At 59.0% G+C, this 21,642-nt stretch carries 20 protein-coding genes and 2 pseudogenes; 11 read left to right on the plus strand and 11 right to left on the minus strand.

Going from position 1 to position 21,642, the window contains the following annotated elements; translation table 11 throughout:
- Positions 1-70: 70 nt before the first annotated feature.
- Positions 71-895 carry an IclR family transcriptional regulator gene (locus tag R6W86_RS15270; protein ID WP_410330215.1) on the minus strand — a complete coding sequence of 275 codons (825 nt, stop codon included), beginning with the start codon at positions 893-895 and terminating at the stop codon, positions 71-73.
- A 275-nt stretch (positions 896-1,170) separates the two neighbouring features.
- On the opposite strand from R6W86_RS15270, the gene R6W86_RS15275 reads away from it, so the two are divergent.
- Positions 1,171-2,100 carry a 2-hydroxyacid dehydrogenase gene (locus R6W86_RS15275; RefSeq protein ID WP_410330216.1) on the plus strand — a complete coding sequence of 310 codons (930 nt, stop codon included), beginning with the start codon at positions 1,171-1,173 and terminating at the stop codon, positions 2,098-2,100.
- Positions 2,101-2,119: 19 nt separating this feature from the next.
- Here R6W86_RS15275 and R6W86_RS15280 read toward each other — a convergent pair whose 3' ends face one another.
- Positions 2,120-3,481 carry a hypothetical protein gene (locus tag R6W86_RS15280; RefSeq protein ID WP_410330217.1) on the minus strand — a complete coding sequence of 454 codons (1,362 nt, stop codon included), beginning with the start codon at positions 3,479-3,481 and terminating at the stop codon, positions 2,120-2,122.
- Positions 3,482-3,651: 170 nt separating this feature from the next.
- Between R6W86_RS15280 and R6W86_RS15285 the strand changes: the two genes are divergently transcribed.
- On the plus strand, positions 3,652-4,821 hold the full coding sequence (locus tag R6W86_RS15285) for an acyl-CoA dehydrogenase (protein ID WP_410330218.1): 1,170 nt from the start codon (positions 3,652-3,654) through the stop codon (positions 4,819-4,821).
- On the opposite strand, the gene R6W86_RS15290 is transcribed toward R6W86_RS15285, so the two are convergent.
- The 4 genes from R6W86_RS15290 to R6W86_RS15305 form a co-directional block, all read right to left on the minus strand.
- Entirely contained in the window at positions 4,806-5,114 is a 309-nt protein-coding gene (locus R6W86_RS15290; protein ID WP_410330219.1) for a DUF6316 family protein, read from the minus strand. The two genes, R6W86_RS15285 and R6W86_RS15290, sit on opposite strands and share 16 nt — an antisense overlap.
- Positions 5,115-5,185: 71 nt before the next feature.
- Complete coding sequence (locus R6W86_RS15295; protein WP_410330220.1) at positions 5,186-6,547, minus strand: DUF1329 domain-containing protein; 1,362 nt, start codon at positions 6,545-6,547, stop codon at positions 5,186-5,188.
- A 29-nt stretch (positions 6,548-6,576) separates the two neighbouring features.
- Positions 6,577-8,469: a DUF1302 domain-containing protein gene (locus R6W86_RS15300; RefSeq protein WP_410330221.1), complete on the minus strand. Its 1,893-nt coding sequence runs from the start codon at positions 8,467-8,469 to the stop codon at positions 6,577-6,579.
- Positions 8,470-8,602: 133 nt separating this feature from the next.
- Positions 8,603-11,590: a hypothetical protein gene (locus R6W86_RS15305; protein WP_410330222.1), complete on the minus strand. Its 2,988-nt coding sequence runs from the start codon at positions 11,588-11,590 to the stop codon at positions 8,603-8,605.
- A 279-nt stretch (positions 11,591-11,869) separates the two neighbouring features.
- On the opposite strand from R6W86_RS15305, the gene R6W86_RS15310 reads away from it, so the two are divergent.
- The 4 genes from R6W86_RS15310 to R6W86_RS15325 all read left to right on the plus strand — a co-directional run bounded on the left by R6W86_RS15310 (position 11,870) and on the right by R6W86_RS15325 (position 14,957).
- Complete coding sequence (locus tag R6W86_RS15310; RefSeq protein ID WP_410330223.1) at positions 11,870-12,457, plus strand: RNA polymerase sigma factor; 588 nt, start codon at positions 11,870-11,872, stop codon at positions 12,455-12,457.
- Between the two features lie 10 nt (positions 12,458-12,467).
- The gene (locus tag R6W86_RS15315) at positions 12,468-13,133 is read left to right on the plus strand and encodes an anti-sigma factor family protein (RefSeq protein ID WP_410330224.1); all 666 of its coding nucleotides are present in this window, start codon (positions 12,468-12,470) and stop codon (positions 13,131-13,133) included.
- Positions 13,130-13,561 (plus strand): hypothetical protein, encoded by a 432-nt coding sequence (locus R6W86_RS15320; RefSeq protein ID WP_410330225.1) that lies wholly within the window; start codon positions 13,130-13,132, stop codon positions 13,559-13,561. The genes R6W86_RS15315 and R6W86_RS15320 overlap by 4 nt, the downstream gene beginning before the upstream one ends.
- A 79-nt stretch (positions 13,562-13,640) precedes the next feature.
- Positions 13,641-14,957 (plus strand): tetratricopeptide repeat protein, encoded by a 1,317-nt coding sequence (locus R6W86_RS15325; protein WP_410330226.1) that lies wholly within the window; start codon positions 13,641-13,643, stop codon positions 14,955-14,957.
- Between the two features lie 12 nt (positions 14,958-14,969).
- Here the strand turns inward: R6W86_RS15325 and R6W86_RS15330 are convergent.
- From R6W86_RS15330 to R6W86_RS15340, 3 genes and pseudogenes are all read right to left on the minus strand, one after another.
- Positions 14,970-15,104: pseudogene (locus R6W86_RS15330) on the minus strand (biotin/lipoyl-containing protein); the annotation flags it as partial.
- Positions 15,105-15,447: 343 nt separating this feature from the next.
- Positions 15,448-15,639, minus strand: a complete 192-nt coding sequence (locus R6W86_RS15335) for a hypothetical protein (protein WP_410330227.1) — start codon at positions 15,637-15,639, stop codon at positions 15,448-15,450.
- A gap of 13 nt (positions 15,640-15,652) precedes the next feature.
- Positions 15,653-16,216 (minus strand): hypothetical protein, encoded by a 564-nt coding sequence (locus tag R6W86_RS15340; protein WP_410330228.1) that lies wholly within the window; start codon positions 16,214-16,216, stop codon positions 15,653-15,655.
- A gap of 341 nt (positions 16,217-16,557) precedes the next feature.
- Between R6W86_RS15340 and R6W86_RS15345 the strand changes: the two genes are divergently transcribed.
- The 5 genes and pseudogenes from R6W86_RS15345 (at position 16,558) to R6W86_RS15365 (ending at position 20,235) form a co-directional block, all read left to right on the plus strand.
- The gene (locus R6W86_RS15345; RefSeq protein ID WP_410330229.1) at positions 16,558-17,754 is read left to right on the plus strand and encodes an acyl-CoA dehydrogenase family protein; all 1,197 of its coding nucleotides are present in this window, start codon (positions 16,558-16,560) and stop codon (positions 17,752-17,754) included.
- Positions 17,755-17,764: 10 nt separating this feature from the next.
- The gene (locus R6W86_RS15350; RefSeq protein WP_410330230.1) at positions 17,765-18,907 is read left to right on the plus strand and encodes an acyl-CoA dehydrogenase family protein; all 1,143 of its coding nucleotides are present in this window, start codon (positions 17,765-17,767) and stop codon (positions 18,905-18,907) included.
- 79 nt (positions 18,908-18,986) lie between these two features.
- Positions 18,987-19,748 carry a class II aldolase/adducin family protein gene (locus tag R6W86_RS15355; RefSeq protein WP_410330231.1) on the plus strand — a complete coding sequence of 254 codons (762 nt, stop codon included), beginning with the start codon at positions 18,987-18,989 and terminating at the stop codon, positions 19,746-19,748.
- Positions 19,749-19,865: 117 nt separating this feature from the next.
- Positions 19,866-19,931 (plus strand): annotated as a pseudogene (locus R6W86_RS15360) (MaoC family dehydratase); the annotation flags it as partial.
- A gap of 55 nt (positions 19,932-19,986) precedes the next feature.
- A complete protein-coding gene (locus R6W86_RS15365; RefSeq protein ID WP_410330232.1) occupies positions 19,987-20,235 on the plus strand; it encodes an acyl dehydratase in 249 nt (82 codons plus the stop codon).
- Between the two features lie 87 nt (positions 20,236-20,322).
- Here the strand turns inward: R6W86_RS15365 and R6W86_RS15370 are convergent, their stop codons facing one another.
- Both R6W86_RS15370 and R6W86_RS15375 read right to left on the minus strand, forming a co-directional pair.
- Complete coding sequence (locus R6W86_RS15370; RefSeq protein ID WP_410330233.1) at positions 20,323-20,580, minus strand: YdcH family protein; 258 nt, start codon at positions 20,578-20,580, stop codon at positions 20,323-20,325.
- Between the two features lie 192 nt (positions 20,581-20,772).
- Positions 20,773-21,450 (minus strand): hypothetical protein, encoded by a 678-nt coding sequence (locus R6W86_RS15375; protein WP_410330234.1) that lies wholly within the window; start codon positions 21,448-21,450, stop codon positions 20,773-20,775.
- Between the last annotated feature and the right edge of the window lie 192 nt (positions 21,451-21,642).

The following is a 21,642-nucleotide window of genomic DNA, read 5'->3' on the forward strand; positions in this document are numbered from 1 at the left end:
CCATCCCTGGCTCCGCAAGGTTTCGGAAGGACCTACTCGCTGCCTCCCTTCGCGCCCTCGCAGTCAGTCATCAAACGCCCAGTGATTCAATATCACCCGCCAGCATCGCCAACTGGTGGGCGATGGAGCCACGGAGCTTTTCACCGGATACGAGGTAAGACGGCGCGGCGCAGGTCAGGGCCATGATGGTGCCGTCCTGCAGGTGGATCGGAACGCCCGCGGAGTTGATGTTGCGGTCCCACTCGCCCAGGGACAGGCAGAAGCCGTGCTCATTGTAGTCTTTCATGGCCTGCTCCAGGCCTTCTTTCTTTTCCGGCCAGGCATCGCCGTACTTGTCGGCCATGGCCTCATCGATCAAATCACGGGCCTTGTCGCTGATGGCGCAGTAGTACGCGCGACCGGCGGAGGTGGTCGCCATGGGCAGCTTCAGGCCGATCTCCATGCGCAGCAGGGAGGCCTCCGGCGGCAGCCGGTTTTCCACGTAGATCATGTGCAGGCGGTCCCGGCAGGTCAGGCCGACGGACATGTTGGTCTGGCGGGCAAACTCATCCATGTACGGCTTGGCCAGCTGGCGCACCTTGAGGTTGGATACGTAGGCATAACCCAGCGCCAGCACCCCGGAGCTGAGTTGGTACTTTTCCAGTTGGGTGTTGTAGCTCAGGTAACCGAGTTTGGTTAGGGTGTAGGTCATCCGGGACACGGTCGGCTTGGGCAGGCCGGTGATGCGGGCAATATCCTGATTACCAAGGATAACCGACCCCTGACTGAACGCGCGGAGTACATCCAGGCCACGGGACAGGGCCTCGACAAACTTGCGATCCTTTTCCGGCTTGACGGGCTCGCCATCACCGGATGCCACTTTCAGTTCCGGTGACCTCTGTTTTGTTCTTGCCATAATCGGGCGTCCTCCAACCGCGTCGCCTGCTCCGGTGTCCGGGGTATCAATCTGATGAATGATCAAAGATGCGCCATTTTAATCGCTGAGCAAATCAAGTACCAGAAAGTCTTTTTATAACCCGCGCCATGTATGAAACACTCTCCAGTTATGTTTCAAAACTAAGCTCGCAGGGCGATACCAGATATCCCCTTTACCATATTTAATCGATACTTCATTCTGCACTGCAAAACAAAATAGCAGTCTGAGTATCCAGTTACGACCCGGGAGGCCAAATGAAGGTTCTATTTGTAGCAGGTGACCCCAAGCCGGAACGCTGGACAGTTCCCATCAAGGAACTGTTGCCGGAGGCGGAGGTTCACGTCTGGGATCCCGACGGTCCGGCTATCGACGCCGACTACGCCATCGTCTGGCAGCCACCGGCGAAACTGTTCGAGCGGGAGAAGCAGCTCAAGGCGGTGTTCAACCTCGGTGCCGGTATAGACGGGCTTCTGAAAGTCCCCAATCTGCCCGAAGACCTGACAGTGGTACGCCTGGAAGACGCCGGCATGTCGGTGCAGATGGCCGAGTACGTGCTGCACCAATTGCTGGAATCCAGCCGCGGGATGGAAACCTACCGGGAACAGCAACGCCAGGGCAGCTGGAAGATTCATCGTCCGATCAAGCGCAGCGAGTGGCCGGTGGGCGTCATGGGTCTCGGGCATATCGGTAAGCGGGTGGCCCGCACCCTGGCAGACCTGGATTACCGGGTGAATGGCTGGGCCCGTGGGGAGCATAACCTCGAAGGTGTCAGCACCTATGCCGGTCCGGACCAGCTCGGTGAATTCCTGAAATCCACCCGGGTTCTGGTCAACACCCTGCCTCTGACCGATGAAACCCGGGATCTCATCGACTATGAACTGCTCAGCCAGTTGCAGCCGGGCGCGGTGCTGATCAATGTTGGTCGGGGCGAGCACCTGGTCGAGGAAGACCTGCTAAGAGCCCTGGATGAGGGCAAACTGGTCCGGGCCTCCCTCGACGTGTTCCGTAAGGAGCCGCTTCCTGAAGGGCATCCGTTCTGGCAACGCAGTGAAATCACCATCACCCCGCATATCTCCGCCCGAACATTGCGGGATGCCACCCTGGAACAGATCACCGGCAAGATCCGGGATCATGCCCAGGACCGCGCCATTACCGGGATCGTCGATACCAGCCGCGGTTACTGATCTGAACGGCCGGCACCGATCATGCCACGGTCGGTGCCAGCCAGGCCACCAGGGCCGTCAGTACCAGCAGCAGGGGCACGGCGATCAACACGAACCGCCCGTTCCAGCGAAACGCCACCACCCACCGCGACACCTGTCCAAACCGGGAAAGCAGCATCACCGAAGGACCGAAGGGCGAGAGCATCATGGCCAGGGAAAAGCCGATAACCAGGGCCACGGCAACCGGCAGCGGATTCATCCCGCCGGCCACCAAGTCCGGCAGCAATCCTGCCTGAACACTCAACACCGTGATCGGAATGACTCCGATCATGGAAAACATGGGCATCATCAGCATCCCCACCACCGCCAGCAGGAAAACACCGCCCCCGCTCTGGAGCAGGCCGGCGAGCGCATCGGCGGGAATCACTGCTGACAGGGCCACCCCGAGAATGGCTGAGGCGGCAAAAATGGCCATTTCGTTGTTCATGGTCCACACCTGCTCCGCACTTTCCCGCAGAACCGGTACCAACCTCCACTCCTGCCCGAACATGTAAAGCAGGGTCACGGAAGGCACCGTCAGCATGGCCGCCACCGACACCTTGAGCCCGGTGCTCGCCACCAGAGCCGCCATCACCGCAAAGACCACCAGAATGAGCAGCAGTAAACGCCCGGTACCCGCCGGCCAGCTCTCCAGCGCCTTCCGTTCACTGCTGACCTGACGGAACCGGTGCCGCTCCAGCACCCAGCCGACCGACACCAGCAGCAGCGCGGCAATCACTCCGAATGGCAACAACAGCGACCAGCTCAGCTGGGGCAACTCCCGGGTAAGGATGGCCACCGCCACACTGGTCGGCGCCACCAGTGGCACCAGGGCAAAGCCCCTGAGGGCGCTGATCAGAACACTGCGCAACCATTGCAGGCGCGATTCACCGGTAATACCGCGCTCACGCAGGGTCTCCGAGAGAGTGCCACAGAGCAGGCTCATCATGCCGAAACTCAACACCGAGGCGATGCCACAGCTGACCAGGGCATATTTCGGATAAAGCCAGCCAGGCCGGCCACCCAGCAACACATCGTGGATCCGGCGTAACACCTCGAACCGGCGTACCAGGCACTGCATCATCCCCAGGCTGCCCAGGAACGCCGAATAGAACGCCGCATCCGACGCGGCCTTTACCAACTGCCCGGTTCCCAGAGCGCCAAAGGCGGCAAGGCCACCCAGTACCGCAAGGGAGAGCACCAGCAGCATGCGGGCATAGCCCTGCAGACGCCCGGCGCCGATCAGGAAGGCAGCAACAAAGATACCCCCGGCAAACGCGCTCAATTCCCGGTTACCAAGGCAGATGGCGACCAGTTCAGTCAACACCGCCAGCGATACGAGCCATTGCAGAACCGCGTTCATGGCCGCCCTGAGCGACGACGCTTGATCACTACTTGCATTTCCATAATACCCGGATTAGTCTTTTGCATTCAGTTACAAAACTTAGTTTCGCGTACCGAAACTATATTAACACACATTGCCGGGAAATCTCATGGTCGGGCTTCCCGCTCATTGCCTGCAGGAGAAAACGAATGGCTTCCGCATCCTGGAATGACCTGCTGAATTTTGACTCACAACTGGACGAGACCGAGCGTCAGGTCCGCGACAGCATTCGCAGCTTCTGTGACCAGCAGCTGATGCCCGGCATCATCGAAGCCAACCGGCACGAGAAATTCGACCGCAACATCTTCAACCAGATGGGCGAACTGGGCATGCTCGGCGCCACCCTGCCGGAGGAATATGGCGGCCCTGGTCTGAACCACGTTTGTTACGGCCTGATTGCCCGGGAAGTAGAGCGCGTGGATTCCGCCTACCGCTCGGCCCTGAGTGTGCAGTCCTCCCTGGTCATGTACCCGATCTTTTCCTACGGCAAGGAAGCGCTGAAACAACGGATCCTGCCCAAGCTGGCTTCCGGGGAATACGTGGGCTGCTTCGGCCTGACCGAACCCAACCATGGTTCCGATCCCGGCGGCATGGAAACCCGCGCGAAAAAGGTCGACGGTGGTTACCTGTTGAATGGTTCCAAGACCTGGATCACCAACTCACCCATTGCCGACATCTGCGTGGTCTGGGCCAAGCTGGACGGCAAGGTGAACGGCTTTGTCATCGAACGCGAAGGTGCCAAGGGACTGGACACCCCGAAGATCCAGGGCAAGTTTTCCCTGCGAGCCTCCGACACCGGCTCCATTTTCATGGATGAGGTGTTCGTACCCGAGGAGAACCGTCTGGAAGTGGAAGGCCTGAAAGGCCCTCTGAGCTGTCTGAACAAGGCCCGCTTCGGCATCGGCTGGGGCGCCCTGGGTGCGGCGGAATTCTGCTGGCACGCGGCCCGCAACTACACCCTGGAGCGCAAGCAGTTCGGCAAGCCTCTGGCCGCCAACCAGCTGATCCAGAAGAAGCTGGTGGATATGCAAACAGAGATCACCATCGGCCTGCAATCCGTACTTCAGCTCGGTCGCATGATGGATGCCGGAATCGCCACTCCGGACGCGGTGTCACTGCTCAAGCGCAATAATTGCGGCAAGGCCCTGGACATTGCCCGGGTAGCGCGGGACATGCACGGCGGCAACGGCATTGCTGACGAGTACCATGTGATCCGCCACGTCATGAACCTGGAGGCGGTGAACACCTACGAGGGTACCCACGATGTTCACGCCCTGATTCTTGGCCGCGGCCAGACCGGCATTCAGGCGTTCAGCTGAATCGCGGTCTCGACCGGAAGCACTGCCAGCAGGTCCGCGCACAGGTCGCAGGCCGGCTGGCAGCATTTCTGAACCGAGTGCTGCATGAACGCCGCCGCTTCGTCATGGTCGCAATGACTGAGTCTGCCGGTGCAGATGGCGACATGGCGGTATAAGCCCTCCACGGCCTCCAGGCGGGTGTCGTAGGGGCCCCGTTCGGGGATTTCACGGGTTCTGACGAACCACTTACCTTCCCGGTATACCAGTCGGTTGTTGATCTCGAGCAATCCTATCTGGGTCAGAACATCAATCATCCGAAGATCCTCTCGAAAAGGCTCCCCGACATTGAGCCGGGGAGCCAGGTCTGACGGTTTACGAGTCAGGTTCAGCGGACACCCGCACGCCGAAGCGCTGCCGGTGTGTATTCCCGGGAACTGCGCTCGGTGGCGTACTCGTACGGATTCTCCTCTTCATTGGTCAGGCCCATCACCAGATAGCGACCCGAGAGCAGGTCATAGAGGGTTTCGAAAGCGTAAGCCGGGATTTTTGCATCGTAGATCTGCATGGCGTGGGCCTCGGCCACCCGCCAGAGGTTGCCCTTGCCGTCATAGTGGTCGACCACGGCGATCTGCCATGTGTCTTCATCGATGTAGAAATCGCGTTTCTGGTAGATGTGGCGCTCGCCATCCTTCAGGGTGGCGCGAACATGCCAGACACGGTGGAGCTCGTAGCGGGCCAGGTTCTGATCCACATGTCCCGGCTTGATGATGTCCTTGTAGCCCAGATCGGCACCGGCCATGCGGTAGGAGTTATAGGGAATATAGAGTTCCTTCTTGCCTACCAGCTCCCAGTTGTACTTGTCCGGTGCGCCGTTATAGAGGTCCAGGTTGTCAGAGGTACGCTGACCATCCGCCGCGGTACCCGGACCGTCATACGCCACGTTCGGCGCCCGGCGCACCCGGCGCTGACCGGAATTGTACAGCCAGGCCCGACGGGGCTCCTTGACCTGGTTGATGGTCTCATGCACCAACAGGACGTTACCGGCAAGCCGGGAAGGTGCGGTGATAGTCTGTTTGAAGTAGAACATCACGTTGGGATCTTCGGAGGGATCGTAGTCTTTCAGTGTTACCCGCTCGGTGAAAGACTCGGTGAACTTCACGGGGCTGAAATCACCGTTGGGCTGCGGTGTCACCTGGGCCACATTGCGGGTGAAGGAACCACCCCGATAGCGGGTAATGTGGTTGAAGATGGCCTCGAGGCCGTTCCGGGGAATCGGGAATGGAATGGCTGTCTGATAGTTCTGCAGGCCATTGCCGCTTTCGACCAGATCTACGGTGGTCGCGTTTTCCTTGCTCTTTTCCTGGATGAACTCCGGGTAGGTCGCCGTGCGCCGGGTTTCGAACACCGGAATGAAATAGTCGTCGTACTTCCGGATCATGGCAACCTGACCCGGCGTCAGGTTATCGCTGTACTGATCCACGTTGCTTTGATCGATCCGGAACAGTTCCTGGTCACCGGAGAACGGGTCAACGTAGCGCCCGTCGCCCTTGTAGCCGGCCGGGGCTTCGGTCAGCCCGCCGGTCCAGGCCGGGATCTCGTCGCCATTGCCCGCCTTTTCGGCGCCAACCGGGGTCAGTGTGTCGCCGAGTTTGGCGGCCTCTCCAGCCGATACCGCGGCGCCCGCATTGGCAGACGCCATTATCGCGGCGGTTACAGCTCCGTAGATAAGGGTTCTTGTGGTAGTCATGGTACTCACCTTTGGGTTCACGTGTTGATTCAGAAGGAATAGGAAACAGAGGCAGCAACGAAATCCCGGTCATTGGTCTCGTTGTAGTCACCGCCGAAGTAGGTGGTGTAACTAAGGGATGCCTTGTAGGAGTTCTGGTAGGTCGCATCGAGTCCCAGACCGACGGACTTGTTTCCCTCCTTGAAGTTGCCCCCCGGATCCGGCGCATAGCCCTTGACATCGTGGGTCAGGAACAGCTTGGGACGGAGATTGACCCCAGCCATTGCGCTGGGGTAATCCCAGACAAACAGCGTCCGGTAGCCCCAGGAGAAGCTGGTGGTAAAACCATCCCCGCCACAATTCGTCGGGTTGATGTTCAGCCTTGGGACGTCATCCGTGCCCTGGCTGCAGAAATCACCGGTGAAACTCTCGCCATCCAGTGGAACCGGACCAACACCATATATGCCGGAACGGCCGTACCGGGCTTCGGACTTGCCGGGCAGATCGTGCACATAGGTAGCGCCAACCTCGCCAACAATGATGAAGCGGGCCGCGCCCATCACGCGGTCAATGAAGTGGATAAAGGTCGCCTGGGCCTGAGAAACCCCGAAACGGTCGTATCCCTCCACCGCCTTGCCGGCGTAGTTGTAGCCTTTCTCGATTTCACGCTGCTCGAGCTTGCTGATCACCTGGCCGTCCGGACCGCGCTGCTGCAGGCCACCATAGATCAGCTCGAAGGTGTTCCACTGGATCGGCATGTTGGGGCGGTAGCTGTACTCGGCCCCGAGCGAGGTTCCGGTGGGAAGCGTGGTGTTGACGCTGACACCGTAAAGCTCGATATCCTGCGGGTACTCGATGAAGTAACTGGGGAAACGGGCATCCGGCAGGTCCGGGTCCCGCATTTGGGTGTCGTCGGCATCCGAAGGATTGTTCACCACGCCGCTGATATAGGGCAACCGGCTGTTGTAACGCGTGTAGAACAAGCCCAACTCGGCCCCCAGATCGGTCACGTACCACCGGGCCGCCATACCATACTGGTCGGTGTCACCTGGCTCCTTATCGCCGAGGCGCGGCGCGATAAAGCCCTCCTCGAAAGCCTGGGAGTCAGGCACCTGACCAGCCAGCAATACCGGTCCGCATCCGTCAGCCGCCACATCTGCCGTGGAGAAGAAAGTACCGCAATCGTCGATGCGGAACGGCTCCCACTCGGTCTGTACGAACGCCTCCAGTGTGACCTCCGGCGTAATGCCGACCGAGCTGTAGAGCATTTCCACCGGCAGAAGCACGTCCTTCAGCTCTGCGCCCGGTGCGCGAAAAGCAGGCACGTCAATGGGGTTGACCGCGTTAATGCCGCCGAGGATGAAGGTACTCTCACCCCAGTTCACCACTTGCCGGCCATAGCGAACCGAGACCGGGGTCTCCCCGAAATACCAGTCGGTGAAGACATAGGCATCCAGCAAGTCGGCGCCGGCCGCATTATCCAGCGCTTCCTCGTTGAGCTCCCGACGCTGGCCGACCGGATCCACGGCCCGCGGGTTATCCTTCAGCTCAAAGTCGTAGTAGTAGGTGCCACGGACCAGAGCGCCGACCCGGGTCAGGGTATCGCTGTCGGGCGCGTAATCGAGGAACAGCTCGGAACGCCCCCGCAGGATCTGGGAGTACGGTTCACCCTTTTCAAAGTTCAGGTTGCCGTCGTCAAAGTTGTTGGATGAGGCACCGGTGTTGCTGAACGCGAATTCCTGTCCCAGGTTGCCCTGGGAGATCAGGTCCTTGTCCTGATCCTCTAGACGGTAGGCGATACCTGCCGTCAGGGTAGTGCTGAACGAGGCGTCAATTTCGTAGATGCTGAAATCGAAGGCCGACGCAGTCATTGAGAAGCCAGCGAGTTGGATAGCCAGCACAAGCCGCAGGGGTGTAAGCGAGGTCGGTTTTGTTGTTTTCATTGCGTGTTACTCCGCAAGTTTCAGGCGTAGCCTCCCCTGTACGGCGAGGCTAACGCCATGTTTTTGTTGAACTCTATGGTTGCGTCAGGGCACCCGCCCGTAATCGGCGCCCTGGATCAGAATCGGATTAGGATCAGAGCAGGCCGCCCCCTCCGAGGAGACCGTCGTCACCGCCACCATCTCCGCCGCCATCACCACCGCTCGGGGTATCACCGGCGTCAGTGTTGCCACCGCTGTCGGAACAGTCAGTGCCGCTGGTATCGGCGTCCTTGACGACGCAGGGGTTATTGACGGACACCGTTCCGTCAGTGAACAGCTCAAGCATCTGTGCAGTCATTTCGTCGAAGACAGCCCGTGAGGAGAAAGGATCGGCCGCTTTCTGGCCCGCGGAAATCGGGTTGCCATGGGAGCCTTCCAGGTAACGCGTGATCAGCGGCAGGCCGTCGGTCTGCAAGGGCGTGGATTCGGCACCCATGGCTGCAGCCAGGGGATCGGTTCCCGCCAGCGGCATGTTCTCACCCTCAATCACGAAGCCGGTCTCCGGGATCGTGGTGGACAACGGTCCGAGCGGGTACAACACATCGTCGGCCGCATTGGGTACGGTGTTATCGGTCGGGCGATCGGGGTCATCGGGAACGCCAGCAATCTCGGTCAGCAGGATTGGCGCTTCCTTATAGAGCGGAGCGAACGCCACCGGATCTGCGGAATCGAGCAAACCCTGGTACACATTGAAATAGATATTGAGCTCTGTGCGACCCTGGGCGAGCAGACCATCCGAGGCGGCATCGAGTCCCGACAGCACTTGCGGAGCCACCGACCGGGAGTTTTCGATCAGGCGCCCGAAGCTGCCGCCGGTATTGAACAGGTTGGCGGCCAGGATCGGATTGAGATCAGCGTTGCCCGCCTTGATGGCAGCATTATTGACATGGGGGAAGGCAGCACCGCCCATGCCACTCAGGGAATGACTGAGGAAATAGACACGATCCGGGTCCAGGTTGAGGTCCTGTGGACACTCGGCGCAGGCGGCGATGGCATCCTCGATAGCCTGCAACGACGCATTCACGTTGAGCAGATCCAGGGTGCCCTGGCGCATGTTGTCCCGGGTATTCGCATAGTTGGCGAAATTCAGGAACAGGCTGCCGGATTCCGGCGCCTCCAGCTGGCTGGCGGGCACCGGATTCAGATCGGCATCGGCCGCAAATCCAAAGTGCCGCTCGGTGGCATCGGGGGACGCACCTGCTTGCTCGCTGATCGGGTTGAGGCCAACGAAACCTTCACCAAAGATCCCGTGCAGTGGCTGATCGATCCCGATGGTCACGAAACAGTCATAGGTGTTGCCGGGGTCCGCGCACAACAGGCCCGCAGCCGTTGCCAGGGGCAGAGTGGCGGAGCGGTCTGTGGTCACAGCATGCTGGTAGATGATGACCGGATAGCCAGTTGCGGGAATACCACCACTGAGCGTCAGGAAGGTTCCATTGTTGGTGTCCGGTGCCGTGATCACAAGTGGCACGGTTGTATCCGAGGTCTTGCCGGCGAACGGGAAGCGGTAGGTGATCCGGTCCGAGGGCGCGCCGTCGAGACTATCGTCACCCGAGAGGTCTGCCGGTAACCAGCTTCCAGAGGTCAGGACCAAACCGTTATCCCCCTCCGGTACAGACTGGAAATAGGGCAGCGAAATTTCACCCTCGTAGACATGGACATTCAGAGGCGTTCCCTGGATTTCCTGAGCCAGCGCCGGGTTCACGTCCGCCCCATCTCGCTGACTGAACACCCGCACAGCCCGGGGCTTGGGCGTATCAACCAGGGTTTCGGTCGCCGAGGCAAGGGCTTCGGCTTCCGGCTCCACATCCATACTCAGATCCGCCGCCTGCGCGCTTGCGGCCTGCAAGGTGTAGGCCAGCTGGCGATCGGCCAGAGCATTGGACACCAGGTCTGTATAGAGCACAGCCATTCCGTTATCCCGAGCCTCGGTGAGGAGCGTGGCCAGCTCTTCGTCATAAAGACGGAAACCGGGGTCGGTCAGTGTCTGGTAAATCTGGCTGTTGAGTGCTTCCTCCTCAGCCGTGGCATCTCCACCGAGGGCCTGGTCGCTGAGGTTATAGAAACCCTCAATCAGCCTGTTCAGGGACCGCTGGCGCTGGGCGATCGACAAAATAGAGCGATAAAAGGTAATCGGTGCCGCATTGGCGAGCAGGACGTCATCGACCGCGGTCGTGGTAATCGTGGTCGAATAGGTGATGTCTTCAAAGGTCTGGGCAAAGCCCGCCGATGCAGTCACCTCACGCTTGAAGTCGAAATAGTCCGCTGCCAGCTGTCGGGCCGGCAGCATAGCGTCGCGGAACGGCTGGAAGGCTGCATTGGACAGGGTCCGCTCCGGATCGACAACACTCTGGTAGGTGGGTGAACCAACCAGAGGCTCGCCATCGGCATCGACGATATCGTTGGTGAGCACAAGCACGTACTGGGTCTTTTCTGCGAGCGGCTCCTGTGGCAGGACCCGCACCAGGTTATTCTCCCCCCCGTCGATGTCCAGCAGTTCCACCCGTAACTTTTCGCGGAGCAGATCTCTGAAGATGGCGTCAGCCTCGGCAATATTGCCCTGTTCCCGGAGCCGGAGCGCCTGGCGGTAACGGATCGCGGGTGTCAGCCCGGCAACTTCGGCATCCAGCACCTCAATCGTATCGTCACTGGCGTATTCAACCGGGAAGAAAAACACGTTCTGGTCCGTGTTAGGAACGACTTCGCCATCCACCTCGACGAAGTCCCGTGCATCCAGAATCTGTTGGCTGTCGAGGCTGGCGCTGATCTTGATATCGACGGGCGCCAGGACCGAATTACCATCGAGGAAGCCGATACCGGTTGTTACCGGGTTCGCCGGATCCGTGCCATCAAGCATGGTGCCATCATCCACTTCACTCAGATAGAAAAGGGCGTCGCTCGGAATGGGGAATTCGGTTGCCAGCGGATCGAACAACGGGTGAACACCTCGCTCTATCAGGCTGCTGGTGATGTTGTAGTCGGGACTGGCGTTCTTGCTGGTCTGGCTGCTGCCTTCCAGACAACCGGTCAATCCCAGTGTCGTCACAGACAACGCAGCAAGGCATACGGTGCGAATCAACATACTTCGTTACCTCTGGTTTTTTGTAGTTCGACGATCCTTCGCCTTTGGTTGCCCTCGACGGAGGTCTAATTGCAAAGGTTCCAAAACCGGGTTCGATTTTTTGTCATTTCAGCCACAAAATCCCGCAAGCCATTGACTGGCATAGCAAAAATTTATCTTCATTTTTTTACAAACAGACATACCTACCGAGCAGGTGCGCTGGTACCATTAAAAGTGCGATAAAAACCACAAAGCTCATGCAGCGTGAGTAACGTGCAGGATGTTTTCAGGGGTACTGGTTTGGCCTTACTTCCATTTCGCCAATCAAAATCGAAGCGGTTCGATCGTCTGGTTCAGCCTCACCTCAAGACGATGTTCTCCTTTGCCTACCAATTGACTGGTCGCAAACACGATGCCGAGGATCTGGTCCAGGACGTCGTCGTCAAGCTGTATCCGCGCCTGGAAGAGCTGGAGTCTGTCGATCATCTCCGCCCCTGGCTACACCGAGTGCTTTACCGCCATTTCATCGATACAATCCGTAAAAGGCCGGCGGGACGCGAAATCAATGCCAGCGTCCTGGATCTGCATGACGAGCAAACACCGTTTCTGGAGAGTAGAGTCAGTAACGAGCCAGATCCGCTGGCGAACGTGGAAGGCGATATCCGAAGCCGGACCCTGAAGCGGCTGCTCGGAGAGCTTCACCCGGATCAGCGCACCCTTTTATTGCTACACGACGCCGATGGCTGGCGTCAGGAAGACATCGCAGAGGTACTCGACGTGCCCATCGGCACCATCAAATCCCGGCTTCACCGGACTCGCGCCCTGCTCCGCACAAAATTGCAGGAAGAGTTGGAACCTTTTGGAGACCAACTCCGTGGACTCCAATGAGGTAAATGCGATGAACTGCAAACATTTTCTGCGAGACGTTGATGCCATGGCCGCCGGGGAACTGGCAGAGCCGGTGGAACTTGAGATGCGCCGCCATGCCGAGCGCTGCGGAGCCTGTGCCAGGGCCCTGTCCTCGGCCAGGTTGATGATGGAAGAAATCGCCAGGGAGCGCTCACCCGAACCGGGAGAAGACTTCGAAGCCCGAATGCTGGCAGCGGCAAAGCAGGGAGAACAGGCTTCCATCAAGCGGCACTGGAGCCTTCCCATGTGGGGTGGTGCTGTGGCAGCAGCTCTGGTTGTCGGCATCTTTATCGGCAGCAAGTTTTCCGGACCGCAGCAGGAGTCTGAACCTTTGGCGCAGTCCGGGACATCCGGAGTGCAGGATGTTGCGGTCTCGCCAGAGCAGAAAACCGTCAGGCTGGCGTTCACCTCGAAGGAGGCAGTGGACAACGTCACTCTGACGCTGGAGCTGCCCCCGAACATGGAGCTGGCGCCCTTTCCCGGACGTCATCGCGTAAGCTGGAAGGTCAACCTCAAACCAGGGGACAATCTGCTGGCGCTGCCCATGAACATCCTTTTCCCGGGCGAAGGCACCCTGGTGGCTCATCTTGATGATGGCCGCAAACGCAAGACCTTCCGGACCGACATTGGCACGACGCTGGAGCCATCGTCATGAAAGCATCACTATTGTTGATACGGCTGATGTTTGCCGTGGGGCTTACCCTGGCATCAACATTGGCTGCGGCCGAGACAGACTTCGAAGTCACCATGAGAATGGTCGAGGATGAAGACACCCTGGACTCCTCGTTCGTTCAGGAGATGGAACTGCCTGACTCAGTCAATGAACTGGATGTGACCGAAATCAGTAATGAAGTCAGGGAACTGGAAGAAACACTTGCCTCCGAGTCCAGGGAAACCCGGGACGCCCTTGACGTCGAGTTCCCCGGCGAAGATGGGACCGATCTGCTCGAGACAGAGCTGCCGGGGACGGATCTACTTGATCCCGACCTGGATCTGCTCGAGCCGACAGACGACCTGCTGGGCACTGGAGATGATTTACTCGACAAAGGTGGGGATCTGCTCAATAGCGGCACTGACAACTAATACCTGATTTTCTTTCCGCCCTTGAGTTAAGCTTGTCCTTGATGCTCCGGTTTTTATTCCAGCTTCAAGGGTATTCTGCTTGCTGTTTCGCCCCGTAAACCTGCTGCTTGTCGCCTGGTTGGCCATACTGTCTCCGGCTCTTAAAGCCGATTCCGGCGTGGAAGCGGCCAATCAGTTGCGGGCGGGCATTGCCGCCTTCAAGGCCGGCAACCTGGATCGGGCGCAGGCGCTTCTCGAATCAGCGGCGGATCTGGGCCTGCAATCCCGCGCCCTCACCTACAACCTCGGCGTCATCTACTACAAAACCGGTGACTTGCATAACGCCGAGCGCATGTTCCGACAGCTGACCGAGACCCGCCAACGCAGCCTGGCCTTTTACAATCTGGGGCTTATTGCACTCGCACAGGAAGATAAGGCCGGCGCCAGAGCCGCATTCCGTGAGGTAGTAGATACCAATGACGCGGATAATCTCACGCGCCTCGCCGCAGCCCAGCTGGAAAAGTTGGGCGAGAGCGCGCCGCTGCCGCCCTGGCAGGCCCTGAGCTCTCTGGCGGCCGGCTACGAAGACAACATCGGTCTGTTTCCCGATGAGGCAGCCAGCACGATCGAGGACAGTTTTCTGGAGTTGGTGGCGGCCGTGTCTGGCTATCTCTACCGGCAGGGCAAGCACGGTTTCAGGCTGCGGGGCCAGGCCTATGCCCGTGAATACGACTCCGAGGATGAGTTCAACTCGCAGCTGGTGCGCCTGGATACCAATTGGGAGTACCGACTGGATGACTACCGACTGTATGCCGGCATAGGCGGCGACAAACTGTGGTACGGCGACAAGCCCCGTGAAGAAAGAGCCAGAGTCTCTGGCGGAGTGAGCACACCTGCGTGCGCCATCGCAGAGGAGCGCGCCCGATGCTCGGTGTCGGCCCGCGCGGAGCATGTGTCGGCGTCTTCCCGGTACGATGCTTACGACGGCCGGCACTATCGCCTGGATGCCCGTTATCAGGCGCGGCTCGGGGACTGGGGCGGCGGGTTGCGGTATTACCTGGATTACGACGACCGCCGCAATCTGGCCACGGAACGGGAGTACTTCAGCGTGTCGCCCCTCGGCCAAACCCTGGAACTCAGCACCCGTTATTACCCGCTCCCCGACCTCGAAATCGGCGGGGTACTCGGATACCGCTACAGCTTCTATCGCACCGCCCACCGCCTGCGAATTCCCGAGGGCACCTGGATCATCAACCGGGTCGACAAGCGGCTATCGCTGAGCGTGAATGCCGACTACCGTATCAACGACACTATCTCGGTGGTGGCCGGTTGGCGGGGATTGCACAATGACAGCAACATTCCCCGCTACGATTACGAGCGCAGCACGGCCACTCTGGGGGTCACCGTGCTGCTGTGAGCCCTTCGGGACTCAGTGGGCCTGCTCGATATCCACCAGTACCTCTCCGGGTGCGACCCGATCACCCTTGGCGATAAACACGCCCTTCACCGATCCGGAAATGGTTGCCTCTACCTCAGTTTCCATCTTCATGACTTCGATGATCAGCGCCGGAGTTGAGACCACCATCTGCGGGAAGAGAAAGTCCGGAGAAGAAAACCAGCACCAGAAATATCAAAAATCCTGGTGCGAGGAATCTGGCGTTACTTTGGGCGTCCTACGGTATGACGAAAGTCGTAGGTAGTTTCACGCGATCAGGAACAGTCTCCAATACGGGTTTCTGGACCCAATACCTCGAGTTTTTCGAACGATTACCAAATTGAATCGCGGTTTTTTCTTTTGGAAGACTTCAGGCAACAATTAAAAACCCCGGCTCGGGGGGAGTTTGAGCCGGGGCAAGAGATTGCAAAGCACCTGAGGCAGCGTCCACCTCAGAGGGGGTTTGTTGCGGTCAGAAGCTCAGCTTCGCCGAGGCCATGACCTGCTCATACTGCCCACTGCTACTGGAAGCTATCCGCCCGAAGTCCCAGTAGGCGTATTCCACACCCAGGGTGAGGCTCTTGTGGGCCGACCACAGCAGATTCGCGTGAACGGACGTGGAGCTGTCGAAGTAGCTCAACCTCGCCAGTGGCCAGAGCACCAAGGTCCACGTCCGGTTAGGTCAGCAGCCCCATATAGCAGCCCAGTGCGCCATAGCTGTATTGCAGGCGCAGGTCATCGCGGCCGATGGTGGGAATGCGCGCGCTCAGGGACACGGCACCAGTCAGCCTGGTTTCATCGGCTGCATCATCTTCAATATTGCGCAGGACACCGGCGATGGAATAAAAGCCATGGTTACCACGGATCTGGTAACGGGCGGTCAGGTCCGGGTAGGCCTGTCTCATGCGGGGCGCATAGCTGTTGGAGACGATTTCGTTACCGGTTTCACTGAAACCATCGTTCAGGTGCTGGTTGAAGTCCATCTCGATGTAGGTGGTCAGATCGTGGCCAACCACATCCCCCATCTTCGTGCCGATACTGATTCGTGATTCCCGTGCACTGAACTCGGACTTCCAGTCGCTATCCTCTCCGGCGGCGGCTTTGGCAAAGGTCCGCGGCAGGCCGATCAAGTAGTTGTTCAGGGAGCCATTTCCGCCGGAACCGAAGATGGCATCCGCTTTGATAAAACCACCGAATGAGATTGTAGTGTCCCCGATCTTGATGCCGTCACCATCCCGCAACAGATAAGTGTTGTCACCTCTTGACCTCGTATCGGAATCAGTTGATGTCGTTGTTCTTGATCTATCCGGTACCGGCCTCTACCAGCAGAACTCAAATAACGTTCTGCACCGCGAACCGGTATTTACTTTGGATTCCGCATAGCAGGGCCGGCTTCCGAGCGGGACAATATAGACAAACGTCTCGATGGCAACACGAATCGAAACTTATTTTTATGAAATAGGTATTTCGCTGGGCGTTTTCACATTCCACCAACCATTGACACAAGCCGGCAAACTGCAGATCATTTAGCGATTCTGCTATGCGGTATATATTTTTGCTGTAATGCAAGAGAGGTTATCCCATGAACATGAACTACACGGCCGAGGAAGTGGCCTTCCGTGACGAAGTGCGCGCGTTCCTGGATGAGAAGTTGCCGGCGGATATCGCCGCCAAGGTGAAGGGTTTTCGCCGGCTGTCCAAAGAGGACCACCAGCGCTGGCAGAAAATCCTGAGCGAACAGGGCTGGTACGCCACCCACTGGCCGGAGGAATACGGCGGCGTGAAGTGGACCCCGGTACAGAAACATATCTGGGATGAAGAATCCTGCCGATACGGGGTACCTCGCTCCATTCCATTCGGCGTCAACATGGTGGCGCCAGTTATCATCAAGTTCGGCAACGAAGAACAGAAACAGCGATACCTCCCGCGAATTCTGAGTGGCGAAGACTGGTGGTGTCAGGGCTACTCCGAGCCGGGCGCCGGTTCTGACCTGGCGTCCCTGAAAACCCGCGCCGTACGCGAGGGCGACCATTACATCGTCAATGGCCAGAAGACCTGGACCACCCTGGGCCAGCACGCCAACATGATTTTCTGCCTGGTACGCACCAACACCGAGGTAAAAGCACAGGAGGGCATCTCCTTCCTGCTGATCGACATGAACACGCCAGGCATCACCGTTCGACCGATCATTACCCTGGACGGCGAGCACGAAGTGAACGAGGTTTTCTTCGAAGACGTGAAAGTGCCGGTGGAAAACCTGGTGGGCGAGGAGGACAAAGGCTGGACTTACGCCAAGTATCTGCTCACCTACGAGCGTACCGGCCTGGCCGGGATCGGTCTGTCCAAGGCAGCCCTGCAGCACCTCAAGGAGCTGGCCGCGCGCCGCCTGAAAAACGGCAAGCCGCTGATCGAAGATACTACCTTCAGTCAACGCATTGCCCAGGTGGAAATCGATCTGATGGCAGCCGCTATCAGCAACCTCCGCATCGTTGCCTCGGTCGAGGGCGGCGGTGTTCCCGGGGCAGAGAGTTCCATGCTCAAGGTGCGCGGTACCGAAATCCGCCAGGCCATCAATGATCTGGCCCGCCGGGCGATCGGACCCTATGCCATCCCGTTCGTGGAAGAAGAACTGGACCTCGATTACGACGGTGACTTCCTCTCGGACGAGAACGCCGCTCCGCTGACCGCCCAGTACTTCAACAACCGCAAGCTGTCGATTTTCGGCGGATCCAACGAGATCCAGAAGAACATCGTGTCGAAAATGATTCTGGGGCTCTAAGGAGGCGACCATGGATTTCCGACTCAACGAAGAGCAGCAGATGCTGCAGGACACCGTGGCCCGCCTGGTACGCGGTGAGTACAGTTTTGAAAAACGACTGGAGTACAGCGAATCCGAGCTGGGCTTCAGCGCGGACTTCTGGAAACAGCTGGGTGAGCTGGGCCTCACCGCTGTACCCTTCCCCGAAGAGCTGGGCGGCTTCGGCGGCAGCGGTGTTGAAGTGCAGAGCGTGATGACTGAACTGGGGCGCGGTCTGTGCATCGAGCCCTACCTGCAATCGGTCGTCCTGGGGGGCGGGCTGATCAGCCAGGCCGGCAACGACCAGCAGAAGGAGCAGTGGCTGGGCGGCATCGCCAGCGGCGAAACCCGGGCGGCCGTGGGTTTGCAAGAGCCCCAGGGCTTCTATGACCTGAACGATGTGGAGACCCGTGCCGAAAAATCGGGTGACGGCTATGTCCTGAACGGTCGCAAGGCTGTGGTCATTGGCGGGCACTGCGCGGATGTACTGGTAGTCTCAGCCCGCACATCGGGAAACAGCCGGGATGCCGACGGCATCAGCCTGTTCCTGGTCCCAGCGGATGCCCAAGGCCTCGAACGACGCACTTACCCGACCATCGACGGCGCCAGGGGGTGCGACCTGTTCCTGAACAACGTCACGGTTGGCGAAGACGCACTGCTGGGCGAGGAAGGCCAGGCTTCTGAGGTTATCGAGTATCAGGCCGGCCGTGCCATTGCCGCCCTGTGTGGTGAAGCCGTGGGCGTAATGGAAATGGCCTGCGACCTGACCCTCGAGTACCTGAAGCAGCGCAAGCAGTTTGGTGTACCCATCGGCCGGTTCCAGGTGCTGCAGCACCGGATGGTGGACATGATGTCCGAACTGGAGCAGGCCCGCTCCATGGCAATACTGGCCGCCAGCATGGCGGACGAGCCCCAGAGCGCCGAGCGGCGCCGGATCCTGGCCGCCGCCAAAAACGTGATCGGTCGCAGTGGTCAGTTCATTTCCGAGCAGGGCATCCAGTCCCACGGCGGCATCGGCATGACCTGGGAATACAACTTTGCCCACTATGCCAAGCGCCTGATCATGATCAACCACCAGCTCGGCGATGACGATTTCCACCTGGAGCGTTACGCCACCCTGTTACAGGCCAGCTAAAACCCTTCATCAGTGAGCCTGGGGCCTCTCCACCAGTCAGAGGCCTTTACACTGCTGTCCTCTTGCAGAGGTGTCAACCATGACAACAGACACCGCACCCCAAGACACCACAGACCTGAAAAAAGCCGAATGGAACGTAAGAACCGAACTCGCGGCCGCCTACCGGCTGGTTGCCCTGTTTGGCTGGGATGATCTGGTCTTTACCCATCTGTCCGCGCGGGTTCCTGGCCCCGACCACCATTTCCTGATCAATCCCTATGGACTTCTGTTCCACGAGATTACCGCATCGTCACTGGTGAAGGTCGATCAGAATGGAGAGGTGGTGGAGTCCGGCAGTATCAGCCGCGTCAATCCGGCGGGCTTCACCATTCACAGTGCCGTCCACATGGGACGTGAGGACGCCGGTGCCGTCATGCATCTGCACGCCGCCGATGGCGTGGCCGTCTCGGCACACCGGGACGGACTTCTGCCCTTGAGCCAGACGGCGATGCTGTGTCTGGAACACCTGAGTTACCACGACTACGAAGGCGTCGCCCTGAACCTGGATGAACGGGAGCGCCTGATCCGGGACCTGGGTGACAAATCGATGATGCTACTGCGCAACCACTGCGTGCTGACTGCCGGCAAGGATGTGGCCGAAACCTTCACTTACCTGTATTTCCTGATGAAGGCCTGCGAGATCCAGGTCAAGGCGCAAAGCTGCGGCCCGGTTTACCTGCCCTCGGAGGCAGCCATCCGGACCACCGCCGAACAGTCCCAGTCCCTGGGCATGGCGGCCCGCCTGACCTGGCCGGCGCTGGTGCGCCTGCTGGACAGCAAGAATCCTGGTCACGGGGTGTAAGCCAGACCCTCAACCGATTGCCAGGAGAGCCCAATGGTTTCAGTCGCGATCAACGATCTGGAGAGCTACAAAGGCATGGTCATCGGCCATAGCCCCTGGACCGCCATCAGCCAGGACATGATCAACGCATTCGCCGACGCCACCGGTGATCACCAGTGGATCCACGTGGATGTCGAACGGGCAAAGCGGGAGTCGGCCTGGAAAAGTCCGGTGGCTCACGGCTACCTCACTGCCTCCCATGCTCAACAGCCAGATCCTGAAGGTCACCGGCACTGCTGCGACCATCAACTCCGGCCTGGACAAGCTCCGATTCCCGTCGGCGGTGAAAGCCGGCGCAGAAATCCGCAGCAAAATGGAATTGAAGGACCTGACACGGATCGACAACAGGCGAGTGCTCGCAACCTACCACACCACCATCGAAATCCGCGGCGAGGACAAGCCCGCCTGCGTGGCGGACAACCTCGCCATGTATGTAGTAGAACCCTAGAAACAGCGAAAGGGACAAGCCCCCCTCCGGGGTCAGATGAAAGCGTTCTTCTGACCCCATGTTTGGACCGATTCAGCGCCGTTCGATTCAACTGGCCAAAGAGGCCTCATACTCCCGAACCATTGAATAAAGCTCGTCCTTCAGATGCAGACGCTGCTTCTTTCTGTCCTCTAGGTATTCATCCGAGGTGTTCTCCGCACCGCTCTCGATACGATGAATCTCATGATCCAGCTCGTGGTACTCGTCAAAGAGCTTGGCGAAGTGCGTGCTACCGGTCTTGAGCACGTGGATCGCTTCGCGGGATTCGGGTAACTCACTCACCAGATCGTGTTTTTCGAGGGACATGTTTGGCTCCTGCCATGGTGGAATAACGTTCTCATGATCAGTCTAGGAAACCATGTCCCGTGCCATCTTGACGTCGGTCAACATCACTGCGTGGCAACCTGTTGGCAGACGTTTGCCAGCGGCAGTACCCGAGGCTCCGGGTGGGCGTTGACTGCCACAAAGCTCAGCGGCAGGCACAGCTTGCAACAGATCTCACACCAGGGCTCCGGCGTTCAGGTTAGGTACGCTGTCCTGCATCCGGTCCCGCAACTGGTGCCACGGGAATTCCCGGATAGCGTTGAGATGAGCCGGATAGCCTTCCTTCTCCCACCACTCAAGATCCAGCGTGGCCCAGTACTCTGCCGGGCGACCACGGTTGCCAGCGGCATCATACTCTGCGGTGGTGGGATCCAGACGCCGATATGGTTCCAGAGCCGGAATATCGGGCAGCGGCTGGCTCACATCCATATAACGCTGCAACTCGTCCCAGTGGGCATGGAGTTCATGCTTGAGAGTCGAATGCACAGACGCCACCGCCGTCTGCCAGCCGGTGTACCGGTGGCGCAACTGGAGCTTGCAGCTGGTGGGGCCCTTGGGGTTCACATGAAAGGAGATGTAGGGATCAAACTCGATAAACGGCGCCTCGAAGGTTTCCTCCCGCCAGGTTCGGAACTTCACCATCCCGGTCGGGCGAAAGAAGCCGCAACCCAGATCCTTGACGATGAAGTCGGGGTGGCGTTCGAGGAACCAGGTGAAGGGGTAGCGGAAGAAGATATGTAGACCACAGATCCCAAGACCGACATAGAGGAATGGCACATAGTTATACCAACCATGGACAAGTGCAACCAACACACCGGACCCAAGGGCGCAGAAGAGCCAAAACTTAAACATCCGCGAATCTGCGAAGCCTCCTGCAAACATCAGTAATATCTGCCACCGGGTTTTAATGAAATCCGTTGGCATGACCCGGTGGGACCAGGTTGGCCCAGCGAGCTGTTTGGGCCCATTGCCTTTTGATCTCTTCTGGTAAATCGCGACTGAGCTGGGCTTGAGATGAATATCGAGTCCAGCGTAATGCCCCCA

The organism is Marinobacter sp., assembly GCF_046484525.1.
Taxonomy (GTDB): Bacteria; Pseudomonadota; Gammaproteobacteria; order Pseudomonadales; family Oleiphilaceae; genus Marinobacter.